Source organism: Nocardioides sp. Iso805N (genome assembly GCF_000364605.1).
GTDB lineage: Bacteria > Actinomycetota > Actinomycetes > Propionibacteriales > Nocardioidaceae > Nocardioides.
The window spans coordinates 1-24658 of the sequence record NZ_KB822588.1; the positions used below are offsets into that span (position 1 = coordinate 1).

Sequence of the window (24658 nt, forward strand, 5' to 3'; positions counted from 1 at the left end):
CGTGGGGTGCCCGCCAGGGGCGCTGCCGGACGACGCGCCGCGACGAAGGAGCGCCGCGCGGCGGTAGGCCTGCCCCTAGGGCGCCCCAGGCCCGGTCACGCCGCACACCCAAGCGGCCCCGGGCCCGGGCCCGCCGCACACCCGAAACCCAGGCCCGGCCACGCCGCACACCCGAAACCCAGGCCCGGCCACGCCGCACACCCGAAACCCAGGCCCGGCCACGCCGCACACCAGCACCCCAACAGCTCAGCGTCTCAGTGACTCCAGCGCCACCCGCACCACGTCCCGCACCGACACCGCCCCCTCCGCGATCGCCGCCACCGGCACCCACCCCACCGCATCGACCGTGCCGTCCACCTCGACCACGCGTGGCTCGGCCCCCGCATCGACACTCGCGGCATAGATCAGGTGGATGCCGTGGAACTCCTCGTACCGCCCGCTCGGCGCCGTCCCGGTGAACGCGATGTCGTCCGCGGCCAGCAGCGCACCGGCCACGCACTCCAACCCGGTCTCCTCCCGCACCTCGCGCACCAGCGCGTCGGCAGGCGACTCGCCGAAGTCGATACCGCCGCCGGGCAGGTTCCACTGTCCCGGATGCGGGCCGAGCAGCGAGTTGCGGCACAGCAGCACCTCGATCCCGGACTCCTCCACGTCCCGCTGGATCAGCGCGTACGCCGAGATCCGCTGGACCTGCACCGGACGATGCACCGCCAGCGCATCGCGGACGAGCGGAACGGTCGGCACGGTGCCGTCGAGCACCGCAGCGAGCGGATGCCACGCCGCCTCAGCGGTGCTGCCGCCGACCTCGATGGTGCGCGGCTCGGGCGCGTCGGGTGCGACCCAGCCGTCGTAGACGATGCGCAACGCGTGCGTGTCGACCTGGCGTCCACGCCAGTGCCGGTCGCCGCGATGGCTGAACACCCGGGCGGTCTCGCCCACTCCTGCCTCCAGGCCGGTCTCCTCGAGCACCTCGCGGACCACCGCGGCACGCGGATCCTCGCCGTGGTCGAGTCCGCCGCCCGGCAGGCTCCAGAGCTCCTCGGAGGTGACGACCTCGGACAGGCGGCTGAGCAGGATCTCGGGTGTTCCGGTGCCGGAGACCCGCTGGATGATCGCGTACGCCGCGACCCGTTGCCGGCGCGGCAGCCCCTTCGAGCCGCTCCGTGTCACGGTCTGCTCCGGGTCATCGCGGGCGCCGTGTCATGAGAACGGCGGCCGGTGGTCCAGCGCGATCGATCGGCGCCCGGCCCAACGCCACACCCGCGCTGCTCGGTCGCGGTCCTCGTCGGTGACCAGGTTGCCCATCCAGCGCAGCGCGAGCGTCATCAGCCAGTCCGAGCGCATGCCGACCGGCCCGGCAGCGGCCAGCAGTCGCGGCACCGTCACGATCCCGGCCAGACGCCGGGCGATCGAGAACGCCTCGCCGTAGTGCTCGCGCAGCAACGCCGGCCACGCGACGTCCAGGTCCGCACCCTCGACCAGCATCTCGGCGACCAGCCGGCCGGTCTCCAGGCCGTAGTCGATGCCCTCGCCGTTGAGCGGGTTCACGCAGCCGGCGGCGTCGCCGATCAGTGCCCAGTTGGGGCCGGCGACGCCCGACACCGCGCCGCCCATCGGCAGCAGCGCGGACGCCTGCGCCCGCAGCTCACCGCTGAGGCCGAATTCAGCACGGATGCTCTCGGCGTACAGGCGCATGAGGGGCTTGATCCCTACGTCGGCCGGGCGCTTGGCGGTGGCCAGGGTGCCGGCGCCGAGATTCACCTCGCCGGTGCCCAACGGGAAGACCCAGCCATACCCCGACAGGACCTCGCCCTTGGTCCCCGGGCTCGCCGCCGGGCCTCGCAGCTCGAGGTGCGAGCTGATCCACGGATCGTCGCTGCGCTCGGAGGCCACGTAGGAGCGCCCTGCCACGCCGTAGACGGTGTCGCGGTGCCACTCCCGGCCGAGCACCTTGCCCAGCGGTGAGCGGACACCGTCGGCGACGACCACGCGGCGGCAGGCGATCTCGGTGCCGTTGTCGAAGACGACTGCTTCGACGCGCCCAGCACGCATGCGTACGTCGACGGCGCGCAGCCCGTCTACGGCGGTCGCGCCGGACTTGATCGCGGTCGTCCGCAGGTGGTCGTCGAGCTCGGTTCGCGGCACGGCGGAGCCCCACGCGGGCAGGCCTGTCCCGGCCGTGCCGGGACCGGGCCAGCGCAGCTCCAGCGTCTGCCCGAACCCGTGCGCCCGCAGCCCGTGGTTGACCGTGTGCGTGCGCACCCAGTCCTCCAGGCCGAGTCGGTTCAGCTCCGCGATCGCGCGCGGGGTGAGCCCGTCGCCACACGTCTTGTCGCGCGGGAAGACCGCCGCGTCCACCAGGACGACGTCGACACCGGCGCGCGCCAGCCATGCCGCCGCGGCGGACCCGGCCGGGCCGGCCCCGACGACGAGCACGTCGGCCGCCTGCGGAACGGCACTCAGCGGCACAGCACTCATGCGCCGAAGGCTACCTCGCCCGGCGTCCCGCACCGGCCCAGCCGGCGGCCTCCGGCCACAGGTCGTCCTTGCTCAGCCCTTCTTGCGCAGGGCCTGGTGGCTGAGCTGCGGGCTGAAGGTGGCAATCGCCTTCCGCGAGCACGCGCGCGTCTTGTAGGGCACGAACTGCGCGGTGTAGGAGTCCGGCACGAAGACCCGGAAGCCGTCGACCTTCTTGGGCTTGCACTGCGAGCGGTCGTAGTTAGCGGTCTGTGCGATCTGGACCCGGCTGGTCGCGCGCTGACCGGGATGCAGCACGAAGGAGCGCACCGGGGTGCCGGGCGCCCGGGTCGCGGCAGCGCCGACCTGGGTGCCGTTGCCATGACCGACGAAGGAGAGCCCGCCGTACCCGCCGGTGCGACAGGCGTGGTCGGTGGTGTTCTTGTAGCGCAGCGTGCCGTAGAGGCTGCCGGCTGCGGCGCCGCTGACGCGGAACGTGACGGCGAGGTCGGCGGTGGAGCACTCCGGCGCAGCCGCGCCGGCCGGTGCCGGCGGGACCGCCGTCAGGACACCACCCGCGAGGCCGCTGGCGAGGGCGGCGCCGAGGATCATCTTGGTCGGATTCATGGTCGTACCTCCTGACGAGAGATGAGCTGGCTCACACCATGGCGGTACCCAATGAGCGCGGATCCAGAGCGGAGCCGCGCCGGCTTCCCACATCGACGGCTGGATCTCGATACGCAGAAGCCCCGCCCGAGCAAGCTCGGGCGGGGCTTCGTGCTACTCGATCTGGTTCTTACACCAGAGCTTCGCTAGCTCAGCTCTGGTAGGAACCGAAGTCGAAGTCGTCCAGCGCGACAGCCTGACCGGACCCGGTGTTACCGAAGTCGTAGTCGTAGTTGTCGTAGCCGGTGACCGAGTAGGCCGCGGCGCGGGCCTCCTCGGTCGGCTCGACCCGGATGTTGCGGTAGCGCTCGAGGCCGGTACCGGCCGGGATGAGCTTACCGATGATCACGTTCTCCTTCAGGCCGCGCAGGCTGTCGGAGCGACCGTTGATCGCCGCGTCGGTGAGCACTCGGGTGGTCTCCTGGAAGGAGGCCGCCGAGAGCCACGACTCGGTGGCGAGCGAGGCCTTGGTGATACCCATCAGCTCCGGACGACCCGAGGCCGGCTTGCCGCCCTCGGAGACGACCCGGCGGTTCTCGGTCTCGAACTTGACCCGGTCGACCAGGTCGGACGGGAGCAGGTTCGTCTCGCCCGACTCCAGCACGGTGATCCGGCGCAGCATCTGCCGCACGATGATCTCGATGTGCTTGGCGTGGATCGACACACCCTGGCTCTTGTAGACCGACTGGACCTCGTCCACCAGGTGCTGCTGGGTGGCACGAACGCCGAGGATCCGCAGGACCTCCTTCGGGTCGGGAGTACCGACCGTGAGGGTCCGACCGACCTCGATGTGCTCGCCGTCGACGACGTTGAGTCGCGAGCGGCGGGACACGACGTACTCGATGATCTCGGAGCCGTCGTCGGGCTTGACCAGGACCTTGCGGGCCTTGTCGGTCTCCTCGATCTCGATCCGGCCGGCGGCCTCGGAGATCGGGGCGACGCCCTTCGGCGTACGGGCCTCGAAGAGCTCGACCACACGCGGCAGACCCTGCGTGATGTCGTCCGCCGAGGCCACACCACCGGTGTGGAAGGTACGCATCGTCAGCTGCGTACCAGGCTCACCGATCGACTGGGCCGCGATGATGCCGACGGCCTCGCCGATGTCGACGAGCTTGCCGGTGGCCAGCGAGCGGCCGTAGCACTTGGCGCACGTACCGGTCTTCGCCTCGCAGGTCAGGACCGAGCGGACCTTGATCTCCGTGACGCCGGCCTGGAGCAGCTCCGCGATCTTGACGTCACCGATGTCCGAACCGGCGGGGGCGAGAACCTCGCCGCTCTCCGGGTGGACGACATCCTCGGCTGCGGTGCGGGCGTAGGCGGTGGTCTCCACGTCCTCGGACGTGATGTCGACCAGGTGGCCACGCTCGGTGCCGCAGTCCTCCTCGCGGATGATGACGTCCTGCGAGACGTCCACCAGACGACGGGTCAGGTAACCCGAGTCGGCGGTACGCAGGGCGGTGTCAGCCAGACCCTTGCGGGCACCGTGGGTCGAGATGAAGTACTCGAGCACCGAGAGGCCCTCACGGAAGTTGGCCTTGATCGGGCGCGGGATGATCTCGCCCTTCGGGTTCGCCACCAGGCCTCGCATGGCGCCGACCTGACGGATCTGGTTGAAGTTACCCGAGGCACCGGAGGTGACCTGCATGAAGATCGGGTTCTTCTTGTCGAAGGCGTCCTCCATGGCCTGACCGACGACCTTGGCGGCCTCGGTCCAGATCTCGACCAGCTCCTGACGGCGCTCCTCGTCGGTGACCAGACCGCGCTCGAACTGCTTCTGGATCTTGGCGGCCTTGGCCTCGAACTCGGCGAGGATCTCGGCCTTGTTCGCCGGCGTGGTGACGTCGTCGATCGAGACCGTGACACCCGAGCGGGTCGCCCAGTGGAAGCCGTTGTCCTTCAGCGCGTCCAGCGACGCCGCGACCTCGACCTTGGTGTAGCGCTCGGCCAGGTCGTTGACGATCGCACCCAGCTGCTTCTTGCCCACCTCGTAGTTCACGAAGGGGTAGTCGCCCGGCAGGGTGTCGTTGAAGATCGTTCGGCCCAGCGTGGTGTCGAGCAGCTCGCCGGTGTCGAGGCGGATCTTGACCTTCGACTGCAGCGTGATCTCGCGGCGGTCGAAGGCCATCACGGCCTCGGCCTGCGAGCCGAAGGCACGACCCTCGCCCGGCTGCTCGTCACGGTCGGCGGTGAGGAAGAACAGACCGATGATCATGTCCTGCGACGGCATGGTCACCGGACGACCGTCCGACGGCTTGAGGATGTTGTTGGTCGAGAGCATCAGGATGCGAGCCTCGGCCTGGGCCTCCGCCGACAGCGGCAGGTGGACAGCCATCTGGTCGCCGTCGAAGTCGGCGTTGAAGGCGCCACAGACCAGCGGGTGCAGCTGGATGGCCTTGCCCTCGATCAGCTGCGGCTCGAACGCCTGGATGCCGAGACGGTGCAGCGTGGGGGCACGGTTGAGCAGCACGGGGTGCTCGGTGATGACCTCTTCGAGGACGTCCCACACGACCGGGCGAGCGCGCTCGACCATCCGCTTGGCGGACTTGATGTTCTGCGCGTGCGACAGGTCGACAAGGCGCTTCATCACGAACGGCTTGAAGAGCTCCAGCGCCATCTGCTTGGGCAGACCGCACTGGTGCAGCTTGAGCTGCGGACCCGACACGATGACCGAACGACCCGAGTAGTCGACGCGCTTGCCGAGCAGGTTCTGACGGAAGCGACCCTGCTTGCCCTTCAGCATGTCGGAGAGCGACTTGAGCGGACGGTTGCCCGGACCGGTGACCGGCCGACCACGACGACCGTTGTCGAACAGCGAGTCGACGGCCTCCTGCAGCATCCGCTTCTCGTTGTTGACGATGATCTCGGGCGCCCCGAGGTCGAGCAGGCGCTTGAGGCGGTTGTTGCGGTTGATCACGCGGCGGTACAGGTCGTTGAGGTCGGAGGTCGCGAAGCGGCCACCGTCCAGCTGCACCATCGGACGCAGGTCCGGCGGGATGACCGGCACGGCGTCGAGCACCATGCCCTGCGGGCTGTTGCCGGTCTTGCGGAACGCGTCGACCACCTTGAGCCGCTTGAGGGCACGGACCTTGCGCTGACCCTTGCCGGTGGCGATGGTCTCGCGCAGGCTCTCGACCTCGGCCTCGATGTCGAAGGTCTGCAGGCGCTTCTGGATCGCCGTGGCGCCCATGTGGCCCTCGAAGTACTTGCCGAACCAGTTCTTCATCTCGCGGTAGAGGAGCTCATCACCCATGAGGTCCTGAACCTTGAGGCTCTTGAACGTGTCCCAGACCTCGTCGAGACGGGCGATCTCGCGCTCGCTGCGGTCGCGCAGCTGCTTCATCTCCCGCTCAGCGCCGTCGCGGACCTTGCGCTTGGCGTCAGCCTTGGCGCCCTCGGCCTCGAGGGACGCGAGGTCCTCCTCGAGCTTCTTGGCGCGGTCGTTGATGGCCACGTCCATGCGGTTGGTCAGCATCTTGCGCTGCTGGTCGACCTTCGCCTCGAGCGAGGACAGGTCACGGTGACGCGCGTCCTCGTCGACCGAGGTGATCATGTAGGCCGCGAAGTAGATGACCTTCTCCAGGTCCTTCGGGGCCAGGTCGAGCAGGTAGCCCAGCCGCGACGGGACGCCCTTGAAGTACCAGATGTGGGTCACGGGAGCGGCGAGCTCGATGTGACCCATCCGCTCGCGGCGCACCTTCGAGCGGGTGACCTCGACGCCACAGCGCTCGCAGATGATGCCCTTGAAGCGGACGCGCTTGTACTTGCCGCAGTAGCACTCCCAGTCCCGGGTGGGACCGAAGATCTTCTCGCAGAAGAGGCCGTCACGCTCGGGCTTGAGCGTGCGGTAATTGATGGTCTCCGGCTTCTTGACCTCACCGTGGCTCCACGTGCGGATGTCATCCGCAGTGGCCAGGCCGATCCGAAGCTGGTCGAAGAAGTTAACGTCGAGCACTTTGGCTGCTTTCCTCGTTCTTCCGAATTCTGTGTGGCTTGAGGGACCGAGCGGAGGCAGTACGCCGGGGGTTCCGGCGTACTGCCTTCACGCTCAGACTTCTTCGACCGAGTTGGGCTCGCGCCGTGACAGGTCGATACCGAGCTCCTCGGCGGCACGGAAGACGTCTTCCTCCGCGTCACGCAGCTCGATGCTCGAACCGTCCTGGCTGAGCACCTCCACGTTGAGGCACAGCGACTGCATCTCCTTGACGAGAACCTTGAACGACTCCGGGATGCCCGAGTCGGGGATGTTCTCGCCCTTGACGATCGCCTCGTAGACCTTCACGCGGCCGGGGACGTCGTCAGACTTGATGGTGAGCAGCTCCTGCAGGGCGTAGGCGGCGCCGTACGCCTCCATCGCCCAGACCTCCATCTCACCGAAGCGCTGGCCACCGAACTGCGCCTTACCACCCAGCGGCTGCTGCGTGATCATGGAGTAGGGACCGGTGCTGCGGGCGTGGATCTTGTCGTCCACCAGGTGGTGCAGCTTCAGGATGTACTTGTAGCCCACGGCCACCGGCTCCGGGAACGGGTCGCCGGAGCGACCGTCGAAGAGCCGAGCCTTGCCGTCCTTGCCGACGAGGCGTACGCCGTCGCGGTTCGGCATGGTGGCGCCCAGCAGACCCGTGATCTCGTCCTCGCGGGCACCGTCGAAGACCGGCGTGGCGACCTTCGTGCCCGGGGCGGCCTTGTCGGCACCGATAGAGATGAGCCGCTGGGCCCACTCGGAGTCGTTCTTGTCGCCGGTGAGGTTGAGGTCCCAACCCTGCTGGGCGAGCCAGCCGAGGTGGAGCTCGAGGATCTGACCGATGTTCATACGACGCGGAACACCGAGCGGGTTGAGGATCACGTCGACCGGGGTGCCGTCCTCCATGAACGGCATGTCCTCGATCGGCAGGATCTTGGCGATGACACCCTTGTTGCCGTGCCGGCCGGCGAGCTTGTCGCCGACCGAGATCTTGCGCTTCTGGGCGACGTAGACACGCACGAGCTGGTTGACACCCGGCGGGAGCTCGTCGCCGTCCTCGCGGTCGAAGACGCGGACACCGATGACGGTGCCCTCCTCGCCGTGCGGCACCTTCATGGAGGTGTCGCGGACCTCGCGGGCCTTCTCACCGAAGATGGCGCGCAGCAGGCGCTCCTCGGGGGTCAGCTCGGTCTCGCCCTTGGGCGTGACCTTGCCGACCAGGATGTCGCCGGTGGTGACCTCGGCGCCGATGCGGATGATGCCGCGCTCGTCGAGGTCGGCCAGCATCTCCTCGGAGACGTTCGGGATGTCCCGGGTGATCTCCTCCGGACCCAGCTTGGTGTCGCGGGCGTCGACCTCGTGCTCCTCGATGTGGATCGAGGTGAGGTAGTCCTCCTGCACCAGGCGCTGCGAGAGGATGATCGCGTCCTCGTAGTTGTGACCCTGCCACGGCATGAACGCGACGAGCAGGTTCTGGCCCAGGGCCATCTCCGCGTCGTCGGTGCACGGACCGTCGGCGATCGGCGAACCGACCTCGAGACGGTCGCCCTCGCTGACCAGCGGACGCTGGTTGATGCAGGTGCCCTGGTTCGAGCGCTGGAACTTCTGCAGCTTGTAGGTGGTGTAGGTGCCGTCGTCGTTCATCGACTCGATGAGGTCGGCGGAGACCTCCTTGACGACACCGGCCTTGGTGGCGGTGACGACGTCGCCGGCGTCGACGGCGGCGCGGTACTCGATACCCGTGCCCACCAGCGGCGCCATGCTGCGGACCAGCGGAACCGCCTGGCGCTGCATGTTGGCACCCATCAGGGCGCGGTTGGCGTCGTCGTGCTCGAGGAACGGGATCAGGGCGGTCGCGACCGACACCATCTGGCGCGGCGAGACGTCCATGTAGTCCACCTCGGCGGCCGGGACCTCGCCGACCTCGCCGTCGCGCTGGCGGACCAGGACGCGCTCGTCGGCGAAGGTGTTGTCGGCGTTGAGGCCCGCGTTGGCCTGCGCGATGACGTAGCGGTCCTCGTCGTCGGCGGTGAGGTAGTCGATCTTGTCGGTGACGGTGCCCTCGACGACCTTGCGGTAAGGCGTCTCGACGAAGCCGAACGGGTTGATCCGGCCGAAGGAGGCCAGCGAGCCGATCAGACCGATGTTCGGACCCTCAGGGGTCTCGATCGGACACATCCGACCGTAGTGCGACGGGTGGACGTCTCGGACCTCCATGCCGGCGCGGTCACGGGACAGACCGCCCGGACCCAGCGCCGAGAGACGGCGCTTGTGGGTCAGACCCGCGATCGGGTTGGTCTGGTCCATGAACTGCGAGAGCTGCGAGGTACCGAAGAACTCCTTCAGCGCCGCGACCACGGGGCGGATGTTGATCAGCGACTGCGGCGTGATCGCCTCGACGTCCTGAGTCGTCATCCGCTCGCGGACGACGCGCTCCATCCGGGCCAGGCCCGTGCGGAGCTGGTTCTGGATCAGCTCGCCCACGGTCCGCATGCGACGGTTGCCGAAGTGGTCGATGTCGTCGGCGGCGATGTCGAGACCGCCGATCGGCGCCTCGACCTGCTCGCGGCCGTCGTGCAGCGCGACGATGTAGCGGATCGCGGCGACGATGTCGTCGACGGTCAGCGTCTGCTGGTCGAACGCCTCGGTCAGACCGAGCTTCTTGTTCACCTTGTAGCGACCGACCTTGGCGAGGTCGTAGCGCTTCGGGTTGAAGTAGTAGTTGTTCAGCAGCGTCTGCGCGGCCTCACGCGTCGGCGGCTCGCCCGGGCGGAGCTTGCGGTAGATGTCGAGCAGCGCAGCGTCCTGGTCGGCGATGTTGTCCTTCTCCAAGGTCAACATCATCGACTCGTACTCGCCGAACTCCTCGCGGATCTGCTCGTTGGTCCAGCCGAGGGCCTTGAGCAGCACGGTGACGTTCTGCTTGCGCTTGCGGTCGAGACGGACGCCGACCAGGTCGCGCTTGTCGATCTCGAACTCGAGCCATGCGCCGCGGCTCGGGATGAGCTTGGCGGTGAAGATGTCCTTGTCGGACGTCTTGTCGGCGGTGCGCTCGAAGTAGACGCCCGGCGAACGGACGAGCTGCGAGACGACGACGCGCTCGGTGCCGTTGATGACGAAGGTGCCCTTGTCGGTCATGAGCGGGAAGTCGCCCATGAAGACCGTCTGGCCCTTGATCTCACCGGTGTCGTTGTTGGTGAACTCCGCCGAGACATACAGCGGGGCGGAGTAGGTGAAGTCCTTCTCCTTGCACTCGTCGACGGTGTACTTCGGGTCGTAGAAGACCGGGTTGTCGAACGAGAGAGACATCGTCTCGGAGAAGTCCTCGATCGGAGAGATCTCCTCGAAGATCTCCTCCAGCCCCGACTTCTCCGAGACGTCGTCGCCGGCGGCCTTGCGGGCGGCGATGCGCTCCTTGTGGACGTCGTTGCCGACGAGCCAGTCGAAGCTGTCGGTCTGGAGAGAGAGGAGCTGCGGGAGCTCGAGAGGCTCCTGGATCTTTGCGAACGAGATGCGGCGAGGGTTACCGGAGGCGGTGGTGCTGCGCGCGGCCAAGAGGAATCCTTCTTGCGGGTATCGCTGGCTGAAGTCGCTGCCGACCACTCCTCCGCCACCGGGCAGGCGGGAGGGCATATGAAGGCATGCGCAAAGAACAACGATAGCGCAAAAAGGCGGCCGCCACAATACCGGACGCGGTCAGGCGGCTGCGTCCGGACGATCATGCGCCTCTACGGCGCCCAGGTCAAGCAACGCGCGGCAAGATCGCCACGAAAACGGGACGTCCCCGATCGCACCGTACGGCGGGGCTGCGCGGGCCGCCGTACGGTCGCCGGTCACTGTGCGAGCGGAGTCGTCACCAGGTTGTCGATCAGCCACGCGTCGCCCACCCGCCGCATCGTGGCGGTGACCTGGTCCTGGTAGGGGATCGGCGTCGCCGAGGCCTTGTTGGTCGTCGGCCGGTCGACGAAGAGCAGCACCTGCACCCGGTCCGCGTCGACCCGGACGATGCCGCTGTCGACCACCTTGGCGGTGATCACCGTCTGGGTGCCGGGCGCGTTCTTCTTGATCAGCGCGAAGATCCGGTCGTACTTCGTGCGGTAGGCGTCGGTCATGTAGCTCTCCGCCCTGGCCTGGTCGGTGTCGAGCTTGCGATAGTCGTAGGACAGCGCCGGCACGATCGCCTCCTTGGCTGCCGCCTGCGCCGCCACCGCCCGGTCCTCGATCCGGGTCACCTTCGTGCCGCTCGAGAGCTCGGCGTCGGCCTGGACGACCTTGGCGGCCGATTCGCGGGGGGCGAGCACGCCGGCGAGCGCGACGGCCGCGAGCGCGACCACGCCGACGACGGCGAGCACCCATCCCGGCACGAGGTACGGCGCCCTGCGCGGTCGCTCGTCCGGCGCATCCGGCGCCTCGACAGGCTCGGCGGGCGAGGCGGGCTCGGTCGCCTCGACAGGCTCGGCGGAAGCGGGCGAGATCGAGGCGTCGTACGCGCTGCGCCGGTCCGGGTCGAGCAGGACCGCGGCGGCCTCGTTCAGGGTGGCGAAGCGGCGCTCGGTCGGATCCAGGTCGGCGATCGAGGAGCGCCACGCAGAGCGGATCTCGTCCGCGCTCGCGGTCTGCTCGACGCCCAGGAGGTCGTACCAGGTCGGGGTCAGGGCGGCGCTCACTGCGCACCTCCCGTGGAACCCGAGCCCGTGGAACCCGAGCCCGTGGAACCCGAGCCCGTGGAGCTGGAGCTGGCCTTCTCCGCCGGGGTGAAGGCGTCGACCAGCCACTTCCCGCCGGTCTTCACCATGCTGACCTCGAAGCGGTAGGGCTCGGGCGTGCCGGTGAGGTAGTCCGTCGAGCCCTTCTTCTTCGGGTAGGAGTTGGTGAACGACCCGGCGACCAGCACGGTCGCGGTGTCGGAGTCGATCGCCGCCACGCCGGCCGAGTAGATCTGGGTGGTCCGCTTGACCCCGGTCTGGGAGACGCTCGCCTCGGCGTACGGGACGCCCTCGTTCTCGAAGTCAGTGCGGAACTTGGCGGTGACGACGGCCTCGACCAACTGGCGGTACTTCGGCATCTGGCCGGACTTCGCGTCGAGCATGTCCGGCCCGTAGTTGTTGACCCGCAGCGCGAACTGCCGCGCCTGCGACATCGCGTCGTCGCGCTCGGACTGGAGACTGTCCGATCCGGAGAAGGCGCTGGTCACCCGGCCCCAGCCGGAGCCGGTGCCGTCGTTGACGACCCGGCCACCGAGGTAGCCGAGCGAGGCGAGGATGACCAGGACGAGAACGCCCAGGACTCCCCACCTCACGCCTGCGGAGACCCGCGTGGCAGTGGGCTCGTCGTCGTGCGGTGCAGACGTCTCGGACGTGTCGGGACCCGACGGGGTCACGGAGTCGTCGAGCTGTTCGCTGTCAGGGGCTGCTGGTAGAGCCACTTCCACGTGTCCTTCCCAAGCGAGGTGGAGGCATCCGCGGTCGGGTCGCCCCAGTTGAGCTGACCGGTCTTCTCGTCGTACGACGCGACGACCGGCGCCCGATAGGCGGCCGCGGCCCGCTGATGGTAGTTCTGCACACCGCGCGCGTTGCTCTTGCTGATCGGTTCGGTGCATTGGGCCGCGGTGTTCATGTTCCGCGGCGTGGTGTCCTGGGGCGCACGCTTCTTGGTCGACTGGTAGCCGTCGTGGCAGACCGCCTGCGTGGTCAGGATGAGGCCGAAGCGGGCGTCGTACTGGCCCGAGTCGTTCTTGGCGAGGACGCTGAAGCCGCCCTCGGTGACGTAGGGATAGACCACCAGCACGTAGCGCAGACCGGGCAGGTGCGCCTGGACGATCCGTCCGGTGGTGAGCCCCTCGGAGATGATCTGCCCGAGGTCGACGCCACTGCGGTCCAGGAAGTCGCGCAGCTCGCTCGCACCGGCCGAGCCGTTGGCCAGCAGCTTGACCAGGTCCTGGTTGGACGCCGACAGGGTGTCGGAGACCAGCGACAGGTTCTGCGCGAAGGACCTGATCGAGCTCTCGGTGTCCGTCTGCGTCTTCAGCACGGTGTTGCCGTCCTTGAGCAGCGCCGTGGTGACGTCGAAGTTCTTGTCGGCGGCGTCGATGAACGAGGTGCCGGAGTCGAGGATCGTCTGCAGCTCCTGACCGGTGCCGGCGAACGCGGTGCCGAGCTCGGTCAGGGTGGTCTGCAGGGCCTGCTGGTCGACGGAGTTGACGGTGGTCGACACGTCGCCGAGGAGCTTGTCCGTCGGGACCGGGATGCTGGTGTCGCGCTCGGCGATCGTCGAGCCGTTCTTGAGGTACGGCGCGGTCTTCGTCCGCGGCTGCAGCTCCACGTACTGCTCGCCCACGGCCGACCGGTTGCCGACCACGGCCAGGGTGTCTGCCGGGATGTCCTCCTGCGACTTGTCGATGTCGAGGTAGACATCGACGCCCGACGCGGTGAGCTTCAGCTTGCCGACCTGGCCGACCCGCACGCCGCGGTAGGAGACCTCGCCACCCTGGTAGATCCCGCCGGAGTCGGCGAAGTGGGCGACCACGGTGTAGCTGGTCGCGTGCACCAGCCGGTCCAGGTGCGCGTAGCGCGCCCCGGTGAAGCTCACCCCGAGCAAGGTGATGAGCGCGAAGACCCCGAGCTGGATCCGAGTACGCCGAGTGATCACTGCGTGCCTCCCTTGGTCGCGCGGGACGTGTCGAGCCCCGGGACCAGCAGGCTGACCAGGTCGGGATCGTAGAGCGCGGCGAGCTCGCCGTACGTCGGGCCCTTCGGCCCTGTCTTCAGCTGGATCGAGGCACGCTCGGCGCCGTTCGCCGCGGTATCACCGGAGCCGGTGTCCTTGCGCAGGCCGAGCGTGCCGAGTCCGAGCAGCCCGCTGGATCCGGAGCTCGGCTGGGTGGTGGATCCGGAGCTGCCGCCGCCCTGGCCCAGGACGCCGCCGAGCAGGTTGGCCAGCTGGCCGGGCAGGATGCTGGAGAGGTTGGGCAGCCCGGGGATCATGTTGAGCAGCTTGCACACGGCGGTCTTGGCGTTGGCGGTCTTGAGGCACTCGCTCTTGAGCTGGGTGAGCGCCTTGACCGAGGCGAGCACGTTGATGCAGGCCTGGCTGGTCAGGCTGCCGGAGGTGAGGCACTGCACCACCTCGCTGACCACGTGGCCCGGTGCGATGTCGCTCGGCACCAGGTTGCTCAGACCGCCGGACAGGATGTCGGAGAAGTCCAGGTTGAGGCTGATGTTGAGGTTGACGAAGTCGCCCATGTGCAGGTTGCGCGCCGCCTGCGGCGTACCGCCGACGGCTGCGTCGACGAAGGGGTAGGTCAGCAGCGTGTTGAACGCGTTGACGAAGTGGTCGCCCGACTTCGCCAGCGAGGTCAGCACGGGCTGCAGGTTGCGGACGATGTCGATGGTGCCCTGCTTGGACGCCTTGATCACCCGGACGCCGGTGTCGCCGAGCTTGCTCAGCGCCTGCAGCATGGTGACCAGGTCCTGGCGCTGTTGGTTGATGCTGCTCAGCGCGCTGGGCAGCTCCTGCAGCGTGGAGTCGATGGTCTTCTCCTGCGACCGGGCCGTGGTCGAGAGCTTGGCGACCGCGTCGAGGGCGTCGGTGATGGCCTGCTTGTGCTCGTCCAGGTTCTTGGCGAAGACGTCGACCTGGGTGAGGACCGACTTGGCGGCGTCCTCGTGCCCGGCCAGCGCCTTGTTGAGCTCGGTGGAGATGGTGTGCAGCTGGGCCACGCCGCCGCCGTTGAGGATCAGGCTGAGCGCGCCCAGCACCTGCTCGACCTCCGGGTTGTCCCCGGAGCGAGCCAGCGGGATCGTGTCGCCGTTCTTCATCAGGGTGGTGCTCGGGTCCGAGGGCGACTGCAGGGCGACGAACTTCTCCCCCAGCAGGCTGGTCTGCTGGATCTCGGCGGTCGCGTTGTCGGGGAGCTTGGTGTCCTTGCGGACCTTCACCGTCACGTCGGCGATGCCCTTGGTCAGCTGGATCTTGTCCACCTTGCCGACGGTGACGTCGTTGAGCTTGACCGTGGAGTCGGGGACCAGGTCGAGCACGTCGCGGAACTGCACGTGCAGCGTCAACGGGTCCTTGCCGGTCGACGCGCCGCCGGGCAGCGGCAGGTCGTAGACCGAGAAGCCGCAGCCGCCCAGGGTCAGGCAGCCGACCAGGACCGCCACCACCGCGGTGAGGACCCGCCTGCGATCGCGCACCGCGTTCCCCCGTCGCCTCGACATCATCGGGCACCGCCCGTCCCGGGCACGAGACCGCCCAGCGTCGGGTCGGACTTCACGCCGTACGACGATCCGGTCCCGGCCCCGAACACACCGCTGCGCGGCAGGATCTTGTCGACCAGGTTGCACAGGCTCTTCCCGCTGGGCAGCTGGTCGGTCAGCGTGCACAGCACCTGCGCCGGGTCGGTGGTCAGCTGGTGCGCGAGCTCGCCGAGGTTGGCGTTGGTGTCCAACGAGCCGACATCGGGGTTGTAGGCGAGGTAGAGGTTCGAGAGCGCGACCGGCGCCGCCTGGAGGATCTCGTTGACGTTGTCGCGGTTCTTCACCACCGTGCCGAGGATCTGGTTGAGCCCCTTGAGGTTGCTGCCGAGTGCGTTCTTGTTCTCCTTGACGAAGTCGGCCACGTTGCCCAGCGCCACCTGCAGGTTGTGCAGCGAGGCGGAGAGGTCGGTGCGCTCGCCGGCCAGCATCGTGGAGACGCCGGACAGGGCGGTGTTGAAGTCGCGCACGGTGCCGTCGTTCTGGGCGAGCTTGTTGACGAACGTCTCCAGCTGGGAGGCCGAGCCGAAGAGCGCGTCCTTGTTGTCGTCCAGCGTCTTGGTCAGCTTCGAGAGGTCGCCGATGGTCTGGTGCACCTGCTCGCCCTGGCCGCCGAAGTTGGCCGCCGTCTGCTGCAGCAGGTCGGTCAGCGCGCCGTTCCTGTTGGCACCGTTGGGGCCGAGCGCGCTGACCAGCTGGTCGAGGCTGCCGTAGATCTGGTCGAGCTCGAGCGGCACGGCGGTGCGATCGGTCTGCAGCACCGCGCCGTCCTTCAGCGTCGGGCCCGAGGTGTAGACGGGCGTCAGCTGGACGTAGCGGTCGCCCACGACCGACGGCGCCACGATCACGGCCTGGGCGTCCTTCGGGATCTTGACGTCCTTGTCGTAGTGCATCGTCACGATCACGTCGGTGCCGTCCGGCGTCACCTTGTCGACCTTGCCGACAGGTACGCCGAGGACCCGCACGTCACTGCCGGTGTAGATCGAGATGGTTCGCGGGAAGTGCGCGGTGAGCGTCTGCTCGCCGCTGCCTCGGGACAGCATCGTGACGCCCGCCGCCAACACCAGCAGCGCGATCACCAGCGGCACCGCCCAGCGGCGCATCGACGCGTTCAGTCCGGTAGCCATCTCAGCCTCCCAACGACGGGACGGGCGGAAGGTTCTGGATGTAGCTGTCGAACCACGGCCCGTTGCCCAGCACCTGCGAGAAGTCGCGGTAGAACGGCGCCATCAGCCGCAGCGTCGCATCGAGGTTGTCGTCGTTCTTGGTGAAGACGTCGATCACGGTCTGCAGGCTGGCGAGCGTCGGCTTGAGGTCGGCTCGGCTCTGGTTGATCAGCTTGGACAGCTCCTGGGACAGCGTGGTGGTCGAGGTGAGCAGCTGGTGGATCGCCTGCTGCTTGGCCTCCAGCGCGCTGAACAGCGACGCCGAGTCCTTCATCAGGTCCACGATGTCCTGGTCGCGCTGGTCGAGCACACCGGTGACCTTGTCGAGGTTGTGCAGCAGGGTGTTGATCCGGTCGTCCTTGGCGGCGATGTTCTTCGACAGCGCCGCGACACCGGTCAGCGCCGCCTGGAAGGACTTCGGCGTTGTCCGGGTCAGGTCGGCCAGCGTGGTGAGGGCCGAGGCCAGCTGGTCGGTGTCGATCTTGCCCGCCGTGTCGGCCAGGCCGGAGAACGCCTTGACGACGTCGTACGGCGAGGTCGTCCGGCTGACCGGGATCTCCGTTCCCTTGGACAGCTGTCCCGGACCGGCCGGCTGCAGGTCGAGGAACATCTGACCGAGCAGGGTCTGCACCTTGATCGCGGCACCGGTCCGGGTGCCGAACGGCGAGTCGCTCTTGACCTTGAAGTCGACCTTGACGTGTCCGTTGTCCAGGCCGATCTTGGACACCTTGCCGACCCGGACGCCGGCGATCCGGACGGCGTCACCGGCCTTGAGGCCGCCGGCCTCGGAGAAGTCGGCCGAGTAGGAGGTGCCGCCGCCGATCAACGGGAGGCTGTCGGCCTTGAAGGCGGCCAGCACGATCAGCGCCAGCACGGCGATGCTGACGGCACCCACCTTGACGGGGTTGCGTTCGCGGAAGGGGATCATCCTAAGTTGCACCTCGCTGCCGTGACGTTGAGGCCGACCGGGATCTTCACCTTGCCGGGCAGGGTGACGCTGCCGCCCAGGCCGCAGAGGAAGAAGTTGAACCACGAGCCGTAGGTGGCGGTGGCACCGATCTTGTTGAGCTTCTGCGGCTCGATCTGCAGATCCGCGTCGAGGCCCTGGCGCTGCGAGGCGAGCTGACCGGCGAAGGTGTGCAGCTGCTTGACGTCCTCGACGAACGGCGAGCGGATGCCCGCGATCAGGTCCGACGTCTGCTGGGAGAGGGCGGAGATGTTGTCGAGCGAGTCCAGGATGGGCTGCTTGTCCTGGTTCAGGCCGTGCACGAAGGTCTTGTAGGTCTCGATCAGCTGGGTCAGCTGGGTGTCGCGGCTGCCCACGTGGGCGAGGACGTCGTTGAGGTTGTCGATCAGCGTGTCGATCACCTGGTCGCGGTCGGCGAGGGTCTGGGTCAGGGAGGCGGTGTGCGCCAGCAGGTCGTCCAGGGTCCCGCCCTCGCCCTGGAAGACCTGGACGATCTCGTAGGAGAGCGCGTTGATGTCGCCCGGCGAGAGCGCCTGGAAGAGCGGCTTGAAGCCGTTGAACAGCACCGTCAGGTCCAGCGCCGGCGTGGTCTGTGAGGTCGGGATCGTCGCGCCCGGCTTCAGGATGCCGCCGGCGCCGATCTCGTCGGTGAGCGCCAGGTAGCGCTGCCCGACCAGGTTGCGGTACTTGATCGTGGCGTGCGTCGCCTTGTCCAGCGAGGTGCCGTCGGCCACCGAGAACGAGATCAGCGCATGGGTGCGATGGACGATCTGCACCTTCTTCACGGTGCCGACCCTGACGCCGGCGATGCGGACGTCGTCGCCCTTGTTCACCCCGGTGGCGTCGGAGAACTCGGCGCTGTACTCCTTCGAGCTGCCGAAGGAGACGTTGCCGATCACCAGCACGAGCAGTCCTGTGCACAGCGCGGTGACCGTCACGAAGACGAGCAGCTTGACGAGGTCGGCGGTGGTGCGCCTGTCGAAGAGCTTCACTGGAGGCTCACCTTCGCTCCCCGGGCCATCGGCCCGACGAGGAGAGCGCCCAGGTCCGGTACGTCGGAGGCCTTCGTGCCCAGCGCGGGCGCGATCAGCGAGTCGAGCACCTGGGTCTCCGCGGGACTGCCGGCGTACCCGAGCGCGCTGCCGCTGGTGGCGCCGGTCGCGCTGTCGAACCCGAGCGCCGACCGATCGGTGCCCTTGCCGGTGGGCGTGTTCACGCCGTCGGAGAGGTTCGGCACCAGCTTGAGCGGCTTGGTGGCGCTCCACGGCGGGTTCGGCAGGTGGCCGCACGCGGGACCGCGGTCCTCGTTGAACGCGGGCGCGTCCTTCGAGGTGTAGCCCCGCGGCTGCCGCGGCAGCGTGATCAGGTCGATGTGCAGGGTGTAGTTGCGGAAGGCGCTGGAGACGCGCTGGCTCAGGTTGTCCATGCCACCGAGCAGGCAGGGGAACTCCGGCGCATAGCGCGCCAGCGTGCCGACCACCGGCTCGCTGACGTTGCCGAGCTGGATCAGGTTGTCGCCGTTGGCCGCGAGGAAGGCGTCGGCGGTGTTGGAGAAGGAGGTCACGTTGGTCAGCAGGTCGTGCAGCTGGGTGGAGTGGTTCTCGAGCGTGGTCGTGGTGGTGATGGTGTTGCGCAGGATGTTCGCGATCTGCGGCAGCACGTCGTTGTAGGTCCCGGCGACCTGCGCGGTCTGCTTCAGGTCCGTGATCAGCAGCGGCAGCTGCGGGTTGATCTTCTTCAGGTAGCCGTCGAGCGTCGTCAGGGTCTGGCCGAGCTCCTCGCCGCGGCCGTCGAGCGCGGTGGCGAGTGCGTTCAGGGTGGTGTTGAGCTGGGCCGGCTGGATCGACTGCAGCAGCGGGTAGACGTCGCTGAGCACCTTCTCCACCTCGGTGGAGACAGCGGTGCGGGTGATCACCGCGCCGCTGCTCAGGTGCTGGGCATCGGGCCGCGCCGGGATGTCGAGGGCGACGTACTTCTCGCCGAAGAGGGTCTTGGGCAGGATCGCGCCGGTGACGTTGGCCGGGATGGTGTCGATCTCCTTCGGGTTGATCCCGAGGGTCACCTCCGCGCCCTTCGCGGTCGCCTTGAAGTCCAGCACCTGCCCGACCAGCACACCGCGGATCTTCACGTCGGCGCGCTGGGGCAGCTGCAGGCCGATGGTGTCGGTCTGCAGGGTGACCTTGTCGAAGTGGGTGAACTTCTGGGTGAAGACCGCGTAGACCAGGTAGAGCGCGACGAGGATCAGCGCCAGGAACGCCATCCCCAGTGCCCGGTACTTCTGTCGGCCCAGCACGCTCGCCATCAGCCGGCCAGCCTCACCGTGGTGGAGGCGCCCCAGATCGCCATCGACAAGAACAGGTCGATCACGCTGACCGCGACGATGCTGGTGCGCACCGCCTTGCCGACGGCGGTGCCGACGCCGGCCGGACCGCCCGAGGCGTTGTAGCCGTAGTAGCAGTGGATCAGGATCACCACGACCGCGAAGATCAGCACCTTGCCGAAGGACCACAGCACGTCGGCCGGCGGCAGGAACTCGTTGAAGTAGTGGTCGTAGGTGCCCGTCGACTGCCCGTAGGAGAGCGTCACCGTCAGTCGGGTGGCGAAGTAGGACGAAAGAAGGCCGAGCACGTAGAGCGGCACGATCGCGATCAGGCCGCCGATGATCCGGGTGGTGACCAGGTAGGGCAGCGACGGGATCGCCATCACCTCGAGCGCGTCCACCTCCTCCGAGATCCGCATCGCGCCGAGCTGCGCGGTGAAGCCGCAGCCGACCGTGGCCGCGAGCGCGATGCCCGCAACCAGAGGCGCGATCTCGCGGGTGTTGAAGTACGCCGAGACGAAGCCGGAGAACGCCGCGGTGCCGAGCTGGTTGAGCGCGGCGTACCCCTGCAGGCCGACCTCGGTGCCGGTGAAGAACGTCATCGCGGTGATCACGCCGACGGTGCCGCCGATGACCGCGAGCGAGCCCGAACCGAGAGTGACCTCGGCGAGGATGCGCAGGATCTCCTTGGAGTAGCGGCGCACCGCCCGCGGCGCCCAGGCGATCGCACGCAGGTAGAAGGACAGCTGCTGGCCCAGGATGTCCAGCATCTTGAGCGGCCGCTCGTAGACGGCCTTGCCGCGTCCGATGAAGTTGGTCGACATCGCGATCAGCCTGTCTTCGCCGGGACGAGCTGGAAGTAGATCGCCGTCATCACGAAGTTGACGATGAACAGCAACATGAAGGTGATCACCACGGACTCGTTGACCGCGTCGCCGACGCCCTTCGGGCCGCCGCCCGCGTTCATGCCTTTGTAGGACGCCACGATCGCTGCGATCAGGCCGAAGATCAGCGCCTTGATCAGGCCCTGCCAGACGTCCGACATCTGCGCGAGCGCGGTGAAGCTGGCCAGGTAGGCGCCGGGGGTGCCGTGCTGCAGGATCACGTTGAAGACGTAGCCACCGGCTACCCCTACGACGCTGACCAGGCCGTTGAGGAAGACCGAGACGAGCATGCACGCCAGCACGCGCGGTACGACGAGGCGTTGGATCGGGTCGATGCCCAGCACCATCATCGCGTCGAGCTCCTCGCGGATCTTGCGCGCGCCGAGGTCGGCCGCGATCGCGGAGCCGCCGGCTCCGGCGACGAGCAGCGCGGTGGCGATAGGACCGGCCTCCCGCACTACTGCCAGCACGGAGGCGGAGCCGGTGAAGGACTGCGCGCCGAACTGCGTGATCAGGCCACCGACCTGCAGCGCGATGACAGCGCCGAAGGGGATGGCGACCAGCGCGGTGGGGACGATCGTGACCGACGCGATGAACCAGGCCTGCTGGATGAACTCGCGAAGCTGGAACGGGCGCCTGAAGATCCCTCGGCAGACGTCCAGCCCGAAGGCGAACAGCTTCCCCGCGGTACCGACCGGCGCCAGTACCTTGGCGGCGGATACGGAGGACATCAGGCCCCGGCACCCCCGGCCAGGACCGAGTCCTGCAGGAAGGATCCCGGCGGTGGCGTCACGCCGTTCTCGCGGCACCACTCCCCCGGCGGCCGCTGGCTCCGGCGCGGAATCCCGTTGGAGGGATCGAGCTGGAGCGCGATCGGAGGCAGCGGCGGCAGGTCCATGTCCTTCTCCGCTGCGAGCTGGTCGGCGTCCTTCTCCTCGGACATGCCGATCGGGCCGACGCGCTGGGCGTTGAGGAACTGGCGCACCACCGGCTCCTCGGAGGAGAGCAGCATCTCGCGGGGCCCGAACATGGCCAGGTGCTTGTGGTAGAGCAGCCCGATGTTGTCCGGCACGGTCCGCGCCGTGTTGATGTCGTGGGTGACGATGAGGAAGGTGGCGTCGATCTGGGCGTTGAGGTCGACGATCAGCTGGTTGAGGAACGCCGTACGGACGGGGTCGAGGCCGGAGTCGGGCTCGTCGAAGAGCACGATCTCCGGGTCCAGGACCAGTGCGCGGGCCAGGCCGGCGCGCTTGCGCATCCCGCCGGAGATCTCGCCGGGCAGCTTGTCCTCGGCGCCGATGAGACCGACCAGGTCCATCTTCTCCATGACGACCTTGCGGATGTCCGCCTCGGACTTCTTGGTGTGCTCGCGCAGCGGGAAGGCGACGTTGTCGTACAGGTTCATCGAGCCGAACATCGCGCCGTCCTGGAACAGCACGCCGAACAGCTTGCGGATCTCGTAGAGGTCCTTCTCAGCGCACGAGCAGATGTCGACGCCCTCGATCACGACCGAGCCGCGGTCGGGCTTGAGCAGCCCGATGAGGGTCTTGAGCAGCACCGACTTGCCCGTGCCGGACGGACCGAGCATCACGCAGATCTCGCCCGCCGGGACCGTGAGACTGACGTCGCCCCAGATGAGCTGCTTGCCGAAGCTCTTCGTCAAGCCCTCGATCTTGATGTCCACACCCATGTGACGTGCGCCTCCCTCTCCCGGCCCGGCATTACCCAGACTCGCCAGTAACAACGCCTGGGCGTGAGCGAAGTTACGGCCTGGGTGGGACGGACGTCACGCGTATGGACCGGCGTTGCGCGCGCAAAATGCGCCGCAGGGCGGCCACCCATGTCGGGTGACCGCCCTGCGGACGGATGCTGACTCGAGAGTCGGCAGGAGCCATGCGGCCGAGGCCGCACGGATCACTTGAGGGTGACGGTCGCGCCAGCGCCCTCGAGGGTCTCCTTGGCCTTGTCGGCCGTCTCCTTGTTGACCTTCTCCAGGACCGGCTTCGGGGCGCCCTCGACGAGGTCCTTGGCCTCCTTGAGACCAAGGTTGGTCAGAGCGCGCACCTCCTTGATGACGTTGATCTTCTTGTCACCAGCGGCCTCGAGGATGACGTCGAACTCGTCCTGCGCGGCAGCCTCGTCGGCACCGGCGCCAGCGCCACCGGCGGCCGGGGCAGCGGCAACGGCGACCGGGGCAGCGGCGGTGACGCCGAAGGTCTCCTCGAACTCCTTCACGAACTCGGAGAGCTCGATGAGGGTGAGCTCCTTGAACGCGTCGAGCAGCTCGGCGGTGGAAAGCTTCGCCATGATTGGCATTCCTTTCAATGTGGCAGCCGGCGTGTGCCGGTCACCGGGTTACAGGTGGTGTGTACCGAGGCCTCAGGCCTCGGTGGTCTCCTCGGCGGCGTCGGCCGGGGCCGCACCACCTGCGAGGATCGAGGGGTCGTTCGCGGCCTTCTCCTGAAGAGCGGCAGCAAGCTGCACGGCCTTCGAGGGGAGGGCGTTGAAGACGTAGAGCGCCTGCGCCATCGACGCCTGCATGGCGCCGGCAAGCTTGGCAAGCAGCACCTCGCGCGACTCGAGGTCGGCCAGCTTGGCGACCTCCTTCGCGTCGAGCAGCTTGCCCTCGTAGATCCCGCCCTTGATGACAAGGTTGGGGTTCGCCTTGGCAAAGTCACGCAGACCCTTGGCGGCCTCGACGACGTCACCCTTGATGAAGGCGACGGCGGTGGGGCCGTTCAGGAGGTCGTCGAAACCCTCGATGCCGCTCTGCTTGGCGGCGATCTTGGTCAGCGTGTTCTTGACCACGGCGTAGTTGGCGTTCGCACCGAGGGAGCGACGGAGGTCCTTCAGCTCCTTCACGGTGAGACCGCGGTACTCGGTCAGCACGGCGCCGTTCGAGGCGCTGAACTCGTCAGCGATCTCGGCAACGGCGGCCTGCCTGTCTGCCCGCGCCATGGGTCTCCTTCTTCCGTGGATCGAGTCCGACGGCGCCTGGCCCCGTGAAATGACGAACGCCCCGAGCACAGATGCTCAGGGCGATATGGACTTGCGTCCTGCTCTGGTCACCTGCGCTGGCCGTCCGCCTCAGTGATCAACACTGTCGCGGCACCTTCGGTCGTTGAGCTGTTGCTCGCTGACAACCGGCGGTCTCTGGTTCGTGATCAAGTATGGGCGGCGCGGCGACGTACGCCAAATCGACGGCCCGGTACGCCGAAGGGCGGCCACCCGCGTGGGTGACCGCCCTTCGAACCTGCTCAGAGCGAAGCTCAGGCCTCGTCCTCGCCCGCGACGTTGCGGGTGCGGTTGGGGTCAACCTGGACGCCGGGGCCCATGGTCGTGGAGACGGTGACCTTCTTGATGTAGCGGCCCTTCGAGCTGGCCGGCTTGAGACGCAGCACCTCCTCAAGGGCAGCGGCGTAGTTCTCGGCGAGCTGCAGCTCGGAGAACGACGCCTTGCCGATGATGAAGTGCAGGTTGGCGTGGCGGTCCACGCGGAACTCGATCTTGCCGCCCTTGATGTCCGTGACAGCCTTCGCGACGTCCGGGGTCACCGTGCCGGTCTTCGGGTTCGGCATCAGCGAGCGCGGGCCGAGGACGCGGCCGAGACGACCGACCTTGCCCATCATGTCCGGGGTCGCCACGACGGCGTCGAAGTCGAGCCAGCCGCCGGCGACCTTCTCGATGAGCTCGTCGCCACCGACGAAGTCGGCGCCGGCCTCACGGGCGGCCTCGGCCTTCTCGGCGTTCGCGAACACGAGGACGCGAGCGGTCTTGCCGGTGCCGTGCGGCAGGTTCACGGTGCCGCGGACCATCTGGTCGGCCTTGCGCGGGTCGACGCCCAGTCGCATGACGACGTCGAGGGTCTCGTCGAACTTCTTCTTCGAGGAGGTCTTGGCGATCTTGATCGCCGCGAGCGGGGCGTGGAGCTCGTTCTTGTCGAACGTGTCCGCGGCCGCGCGGTAGGTCTTGCTGCGCTGCATGA

The 24658-nt window shown here is 68.1% G+C and carries 19 protein-coding genes; all 19 read right to left on the reverse strand.

All coding sequences use genetic code 11. From position 1 onward, the window contains the following. Positions 1-246 precede the first annotated feature (246 nt). The 19 genes from H036_RS0119695 to rplA all read right to left on the reverse strand — a co-directional run bounded on the left by H036_RS0119695 (position 247) and on the right by rplA (position 24656). Complete coding sequence (locus tag H036_RS0119695) at positions 247-1170, reverse strand: NUDIX domain-containing protein (protein ID WP_017936532.1); 924 nt, start codon at positions 1168-1170, stop codon at positions 247-249. 30 nt (positions 1171-1200) lie between these two features. After that, positions 1201-2478, reverse strand: a complete 1278-nt coding sequence (locus tag H036_RS0119700; RefSeq protein WP_017936533.1) for a geranylgeranyl reductase family protein — start codon at positions 2476-2478, stop codon at positions 1201-1203. A gap of 72 nt (positions 2479-2550) precedes the next feature. Beyond that, positions 2551-3084, reverse strand: coding sequence for a DUF4232 domain-containing protein (locus H036_RS23855; protein WP_017936534.1), 534 nt, complete (start codon positions 3082-3084; stop codon positions 2551-2553). Between the two features lie 190 nt (positions 3085-3274). Next, on the reverse strand, positions 3275-7075 hold the full coding sequence (locus tag H036_RS0119710) for a DNA-directed RNA polymerase subunit beta' (RefSeq protein WP_017936535.1): 3801 nt from the start codon (positions 7073-7075) through the stop codon (positions 3275-3277). Positions 7076-7168: 93 nt separating this feature from the next. After that, a complete protein-coding gene (rpoB, locus tag H036_RS0119715) occupies positions 7169-10639 on the reverse strand; it encodes a DNA-directed RNA polymerase subunit beta (RefSeq protein WP_017936536.1) in 3471 nt (1156 codons plus the stop codon). Positions 10640-10917: 278 nt separating this feature from the next. Further along, positions 10918-11751, reverse strand: coding sequence for a J domain-containing protein (locus H036_RS0119720; RefSeq protein ID WP_017936537.1), 834 nt, complete (start codon positions 11749-11751; stop codon positions 10918-10920). Continuing rightward, the gene (locus H036_RS0119725) at positions 11748-12509 is read right to left on the reverse strand and encodes a hypothetical protein (RefSeq protein ID WP_157417681.1); all 762 of its coding nucleotides are present in this window, start codon (positions 12507-12509) and stop codon (positions 11748-11750) included. The genes H036_RS0119720 and H036_RS0119725 overlap by 4 nt, the downstream gene beginning before the upstream one ends. Next, a complete protein-coding gene (locus H036_RS0119730; RefSeq protein WP_017936539.1) occupies positions 12461-13732 on the reverse strand; it encodes an MCE family protein in 1272 nt (423 codons plus the stop codon). Before H036_RS0119730 ends, H036_RS0119725 begins: the two co-directional genes overlap by 49 nt. Then, a complete protein-coding gene (locus H036_RS24655) occupies positions 13729-15276 on the reverse strand; it encodes an MCE family protein (RefSeq protein ID WP_051068735.1) in 1548 nt (515 codons plus the stop codon). Before H036_RS24655 ends, H036_RS0119730 begins: the two co-directional genes overlap by 4 nt. A 23-nt stretch (positions 15277-15299) precedes the next feature. After that, complete coding sequence (locus tag H036_RS0119740) at positions 15300-16463, reverse strand: MCE family protein (protein WP_017936540.1); 1164 nt, start codon at positions 16461-16463, stop codon at positions 15300-15302. Position 16464: 1 nt separating this feature from the next. Continuing rightward, the gene (locus H036_RS0119745) at positions 16465-17430 is read right to left on the reverse strand and encodes an MCE family protein (protein ID WP_017936541.1); all 966 of its coding nucleotides are present in this window, start codon (positions 17428-17430) and stop codon (positions 16465-16467) included. Continuing rightward, entirely contained in the window at positions 17427-18461 is a 1035-nt protein-coding gene (locus H036_RS0119750) for an MCE family protein (protein WP_017936542.1), read from the reverse strand. The genes H036_RS0119745 and H036_RS0119750 overlap by 4 nt, the downstream gene beginning before the upstream one ends. Beyond that, complete coding sequence (locus H036_RS0119755) at positions 18458-19771, reverse strand: MCE family protein (RefSeq protein ID WP_017936543.1); 1314 nt, start codon at positions 19769-19771, stop codon at positions 18458-18460. The genes H036_RS0119750 and H036_RS0119755 overlap by 4 nt, the downstream gene beginning before the upstream one ends. After that, positions 19771-20613 carry an MlaE family ABC transporter permease gene (locus H036_RS0119760; protein WP_017936544.1) on the reverse strand — a complete coding sequence of 281 codons (843 nt, stop codon included), beginning with the start codon at positions 20611-20613 and terminating at the stop codon, positions 19771-19773. Before H036_RS0119760 ends, H036_RS0119755 begins: the two co-directional genes overlap by 1 nt. A 5-nt stretch (positions 20614-20618) precedes the next feature. Beyond that, a complete protein-coding gene (locus H036_RS0119765; RefSeq protein ID WP_017936545.1) occupies positions 20619-21404 on the reverse strand; it encodes an MlaE family ABC transporter permease in 786 nt (261 codons plus the stop codon). Beyond that, positions 21404-22363 (reverse strand): ABC transporter ATP-binding protein, encoded by a 960-nt coding sequence (locus H036_RS0119770; protein ID WP_017936546.1) that lies wholly within the window; start codon positions 22361-22363, stop codon positions 21404-21406. Before H036_RS0119770 ends, H036_RS0119765 begins: the two co-directional genes overlap by 1 nt. Before the next feature lie 224 nt (positions 22364-22587). Beyond that, the gene (gene rplL, locus H036_RS0119775; protein ID WP_017936547.1) at positions 22588-22980 is read right to left on the reverse strand and encodes a 50S ribosomal protein L7/L12; all 393 of its coding nucleotides are present in this window, start codon (positions 22978-22980) and stop codon (positions 22588-22590) included. 72 nt (positions 22981-23052) lie between these two features. Next, positions 23053-23631, reverse strand: coding sequence for a 50S ribosomal protein L10 (gene rplJ / locus H036_RS0119780; protein ID WP_017936548.1), 579 nt, complete (start codon positions 23629-23631; stop codon positions 23053-23055). Between the two features lie 311 nt (positions 23632-23942). Further along, positions 23943-24656, reverse strand: coding sequence for a 50S ribosomal protein L1 (gene rplA, locus H036_RS0119785; protein WP_017936549.1), 714 nt, complete (start codon positions 24654-24656; stop codon positions 23943-23945). Positions 24657-24658 lie beyond the last annotated feature (2 nt).

Excerpts from the sequence above, each read along its gene's own strand:
- H036_RS0119700 (WP_017936533.1), bottom strand. The coding sequence starts at position 2,478 with ATGAGTGCTGTGCCGCTGAGTGCCGTTCCGCAGGCGGCCGACGTGCTC.
- H036_RS23855 (WP_017936534.1), bottom strand. The coding sequence starts at position 3,084 with ATGAATCCGACCAAGATGATCCTCGGCGCCGCCCTCGCCAGCGGCCTC.
- H036_RS0119740 (WP_017936540.1), bottom strand. The coding sequence starts at position 16,463 with ATGGCTACCGGACTGAACGCGTCGATGCGCCGCTGGGCGGTGCCGCTG.
- H036_RS0119745 (WP_017936541.1), bottom strand. The coding sequence starts at position 17,430 with ATGATCCCCTTCCGCGAACGCAACCCCGTCAAGGTGGGTGCCGTCAGC.
- H036_RS0119755 (WP_017936543.1), bottom strand. The coding sequence starts at position 19,771 with ATGGCGAGCGTGCTGGGCCGACAGAAGTACCGGGCACTGGGGATGGCG.
- H036_RS0119760 (WP_017936544.1), bottom strand. The coding sequence starts at position 20,613 with ATGTCGACCAACTTCATCGGACGCGGCAAGGCCGTCTACGAGCGGCCG.
- H036_RS0119765 (WP_017936545.1), bottom strand. The coding sequence starts at position 21,404 with ATGTCCTCCGTATCCGCCGCCAAGGTACTGGCGCCGGTCGGTACCGCG.
- H036_RS0119770 (WP_017936546.1), bottom strand. The coding sequence starts at position 22,363 with ATGGGTGTGGACATCAAGATCGAGGGCTTGACGAAGAGCTTCGGCAAG.
- rplL (WP_017936547.1), bottom strand. The coding sequence starts at position 22,980 with ATGGCGAAGCTTTCCACCGCCGAGCTGCTCGACGCGTTCAAGGAGCTC.
- rplJ (WP_017936548.1), bottom strand. The coding sequence starts at position 23,631 with ATGGCGCGGGCAGACAGGCAGGCCGCCGTTGCCGAGATCGCTGACGAG.
- rplA (WP_017936549.1), bottom strand. The coding sequence starts at position 24,656 with ATGCAGCGCAGCAAGACCTACCGCGCGGCCGCGGACACGTTCGACAAG.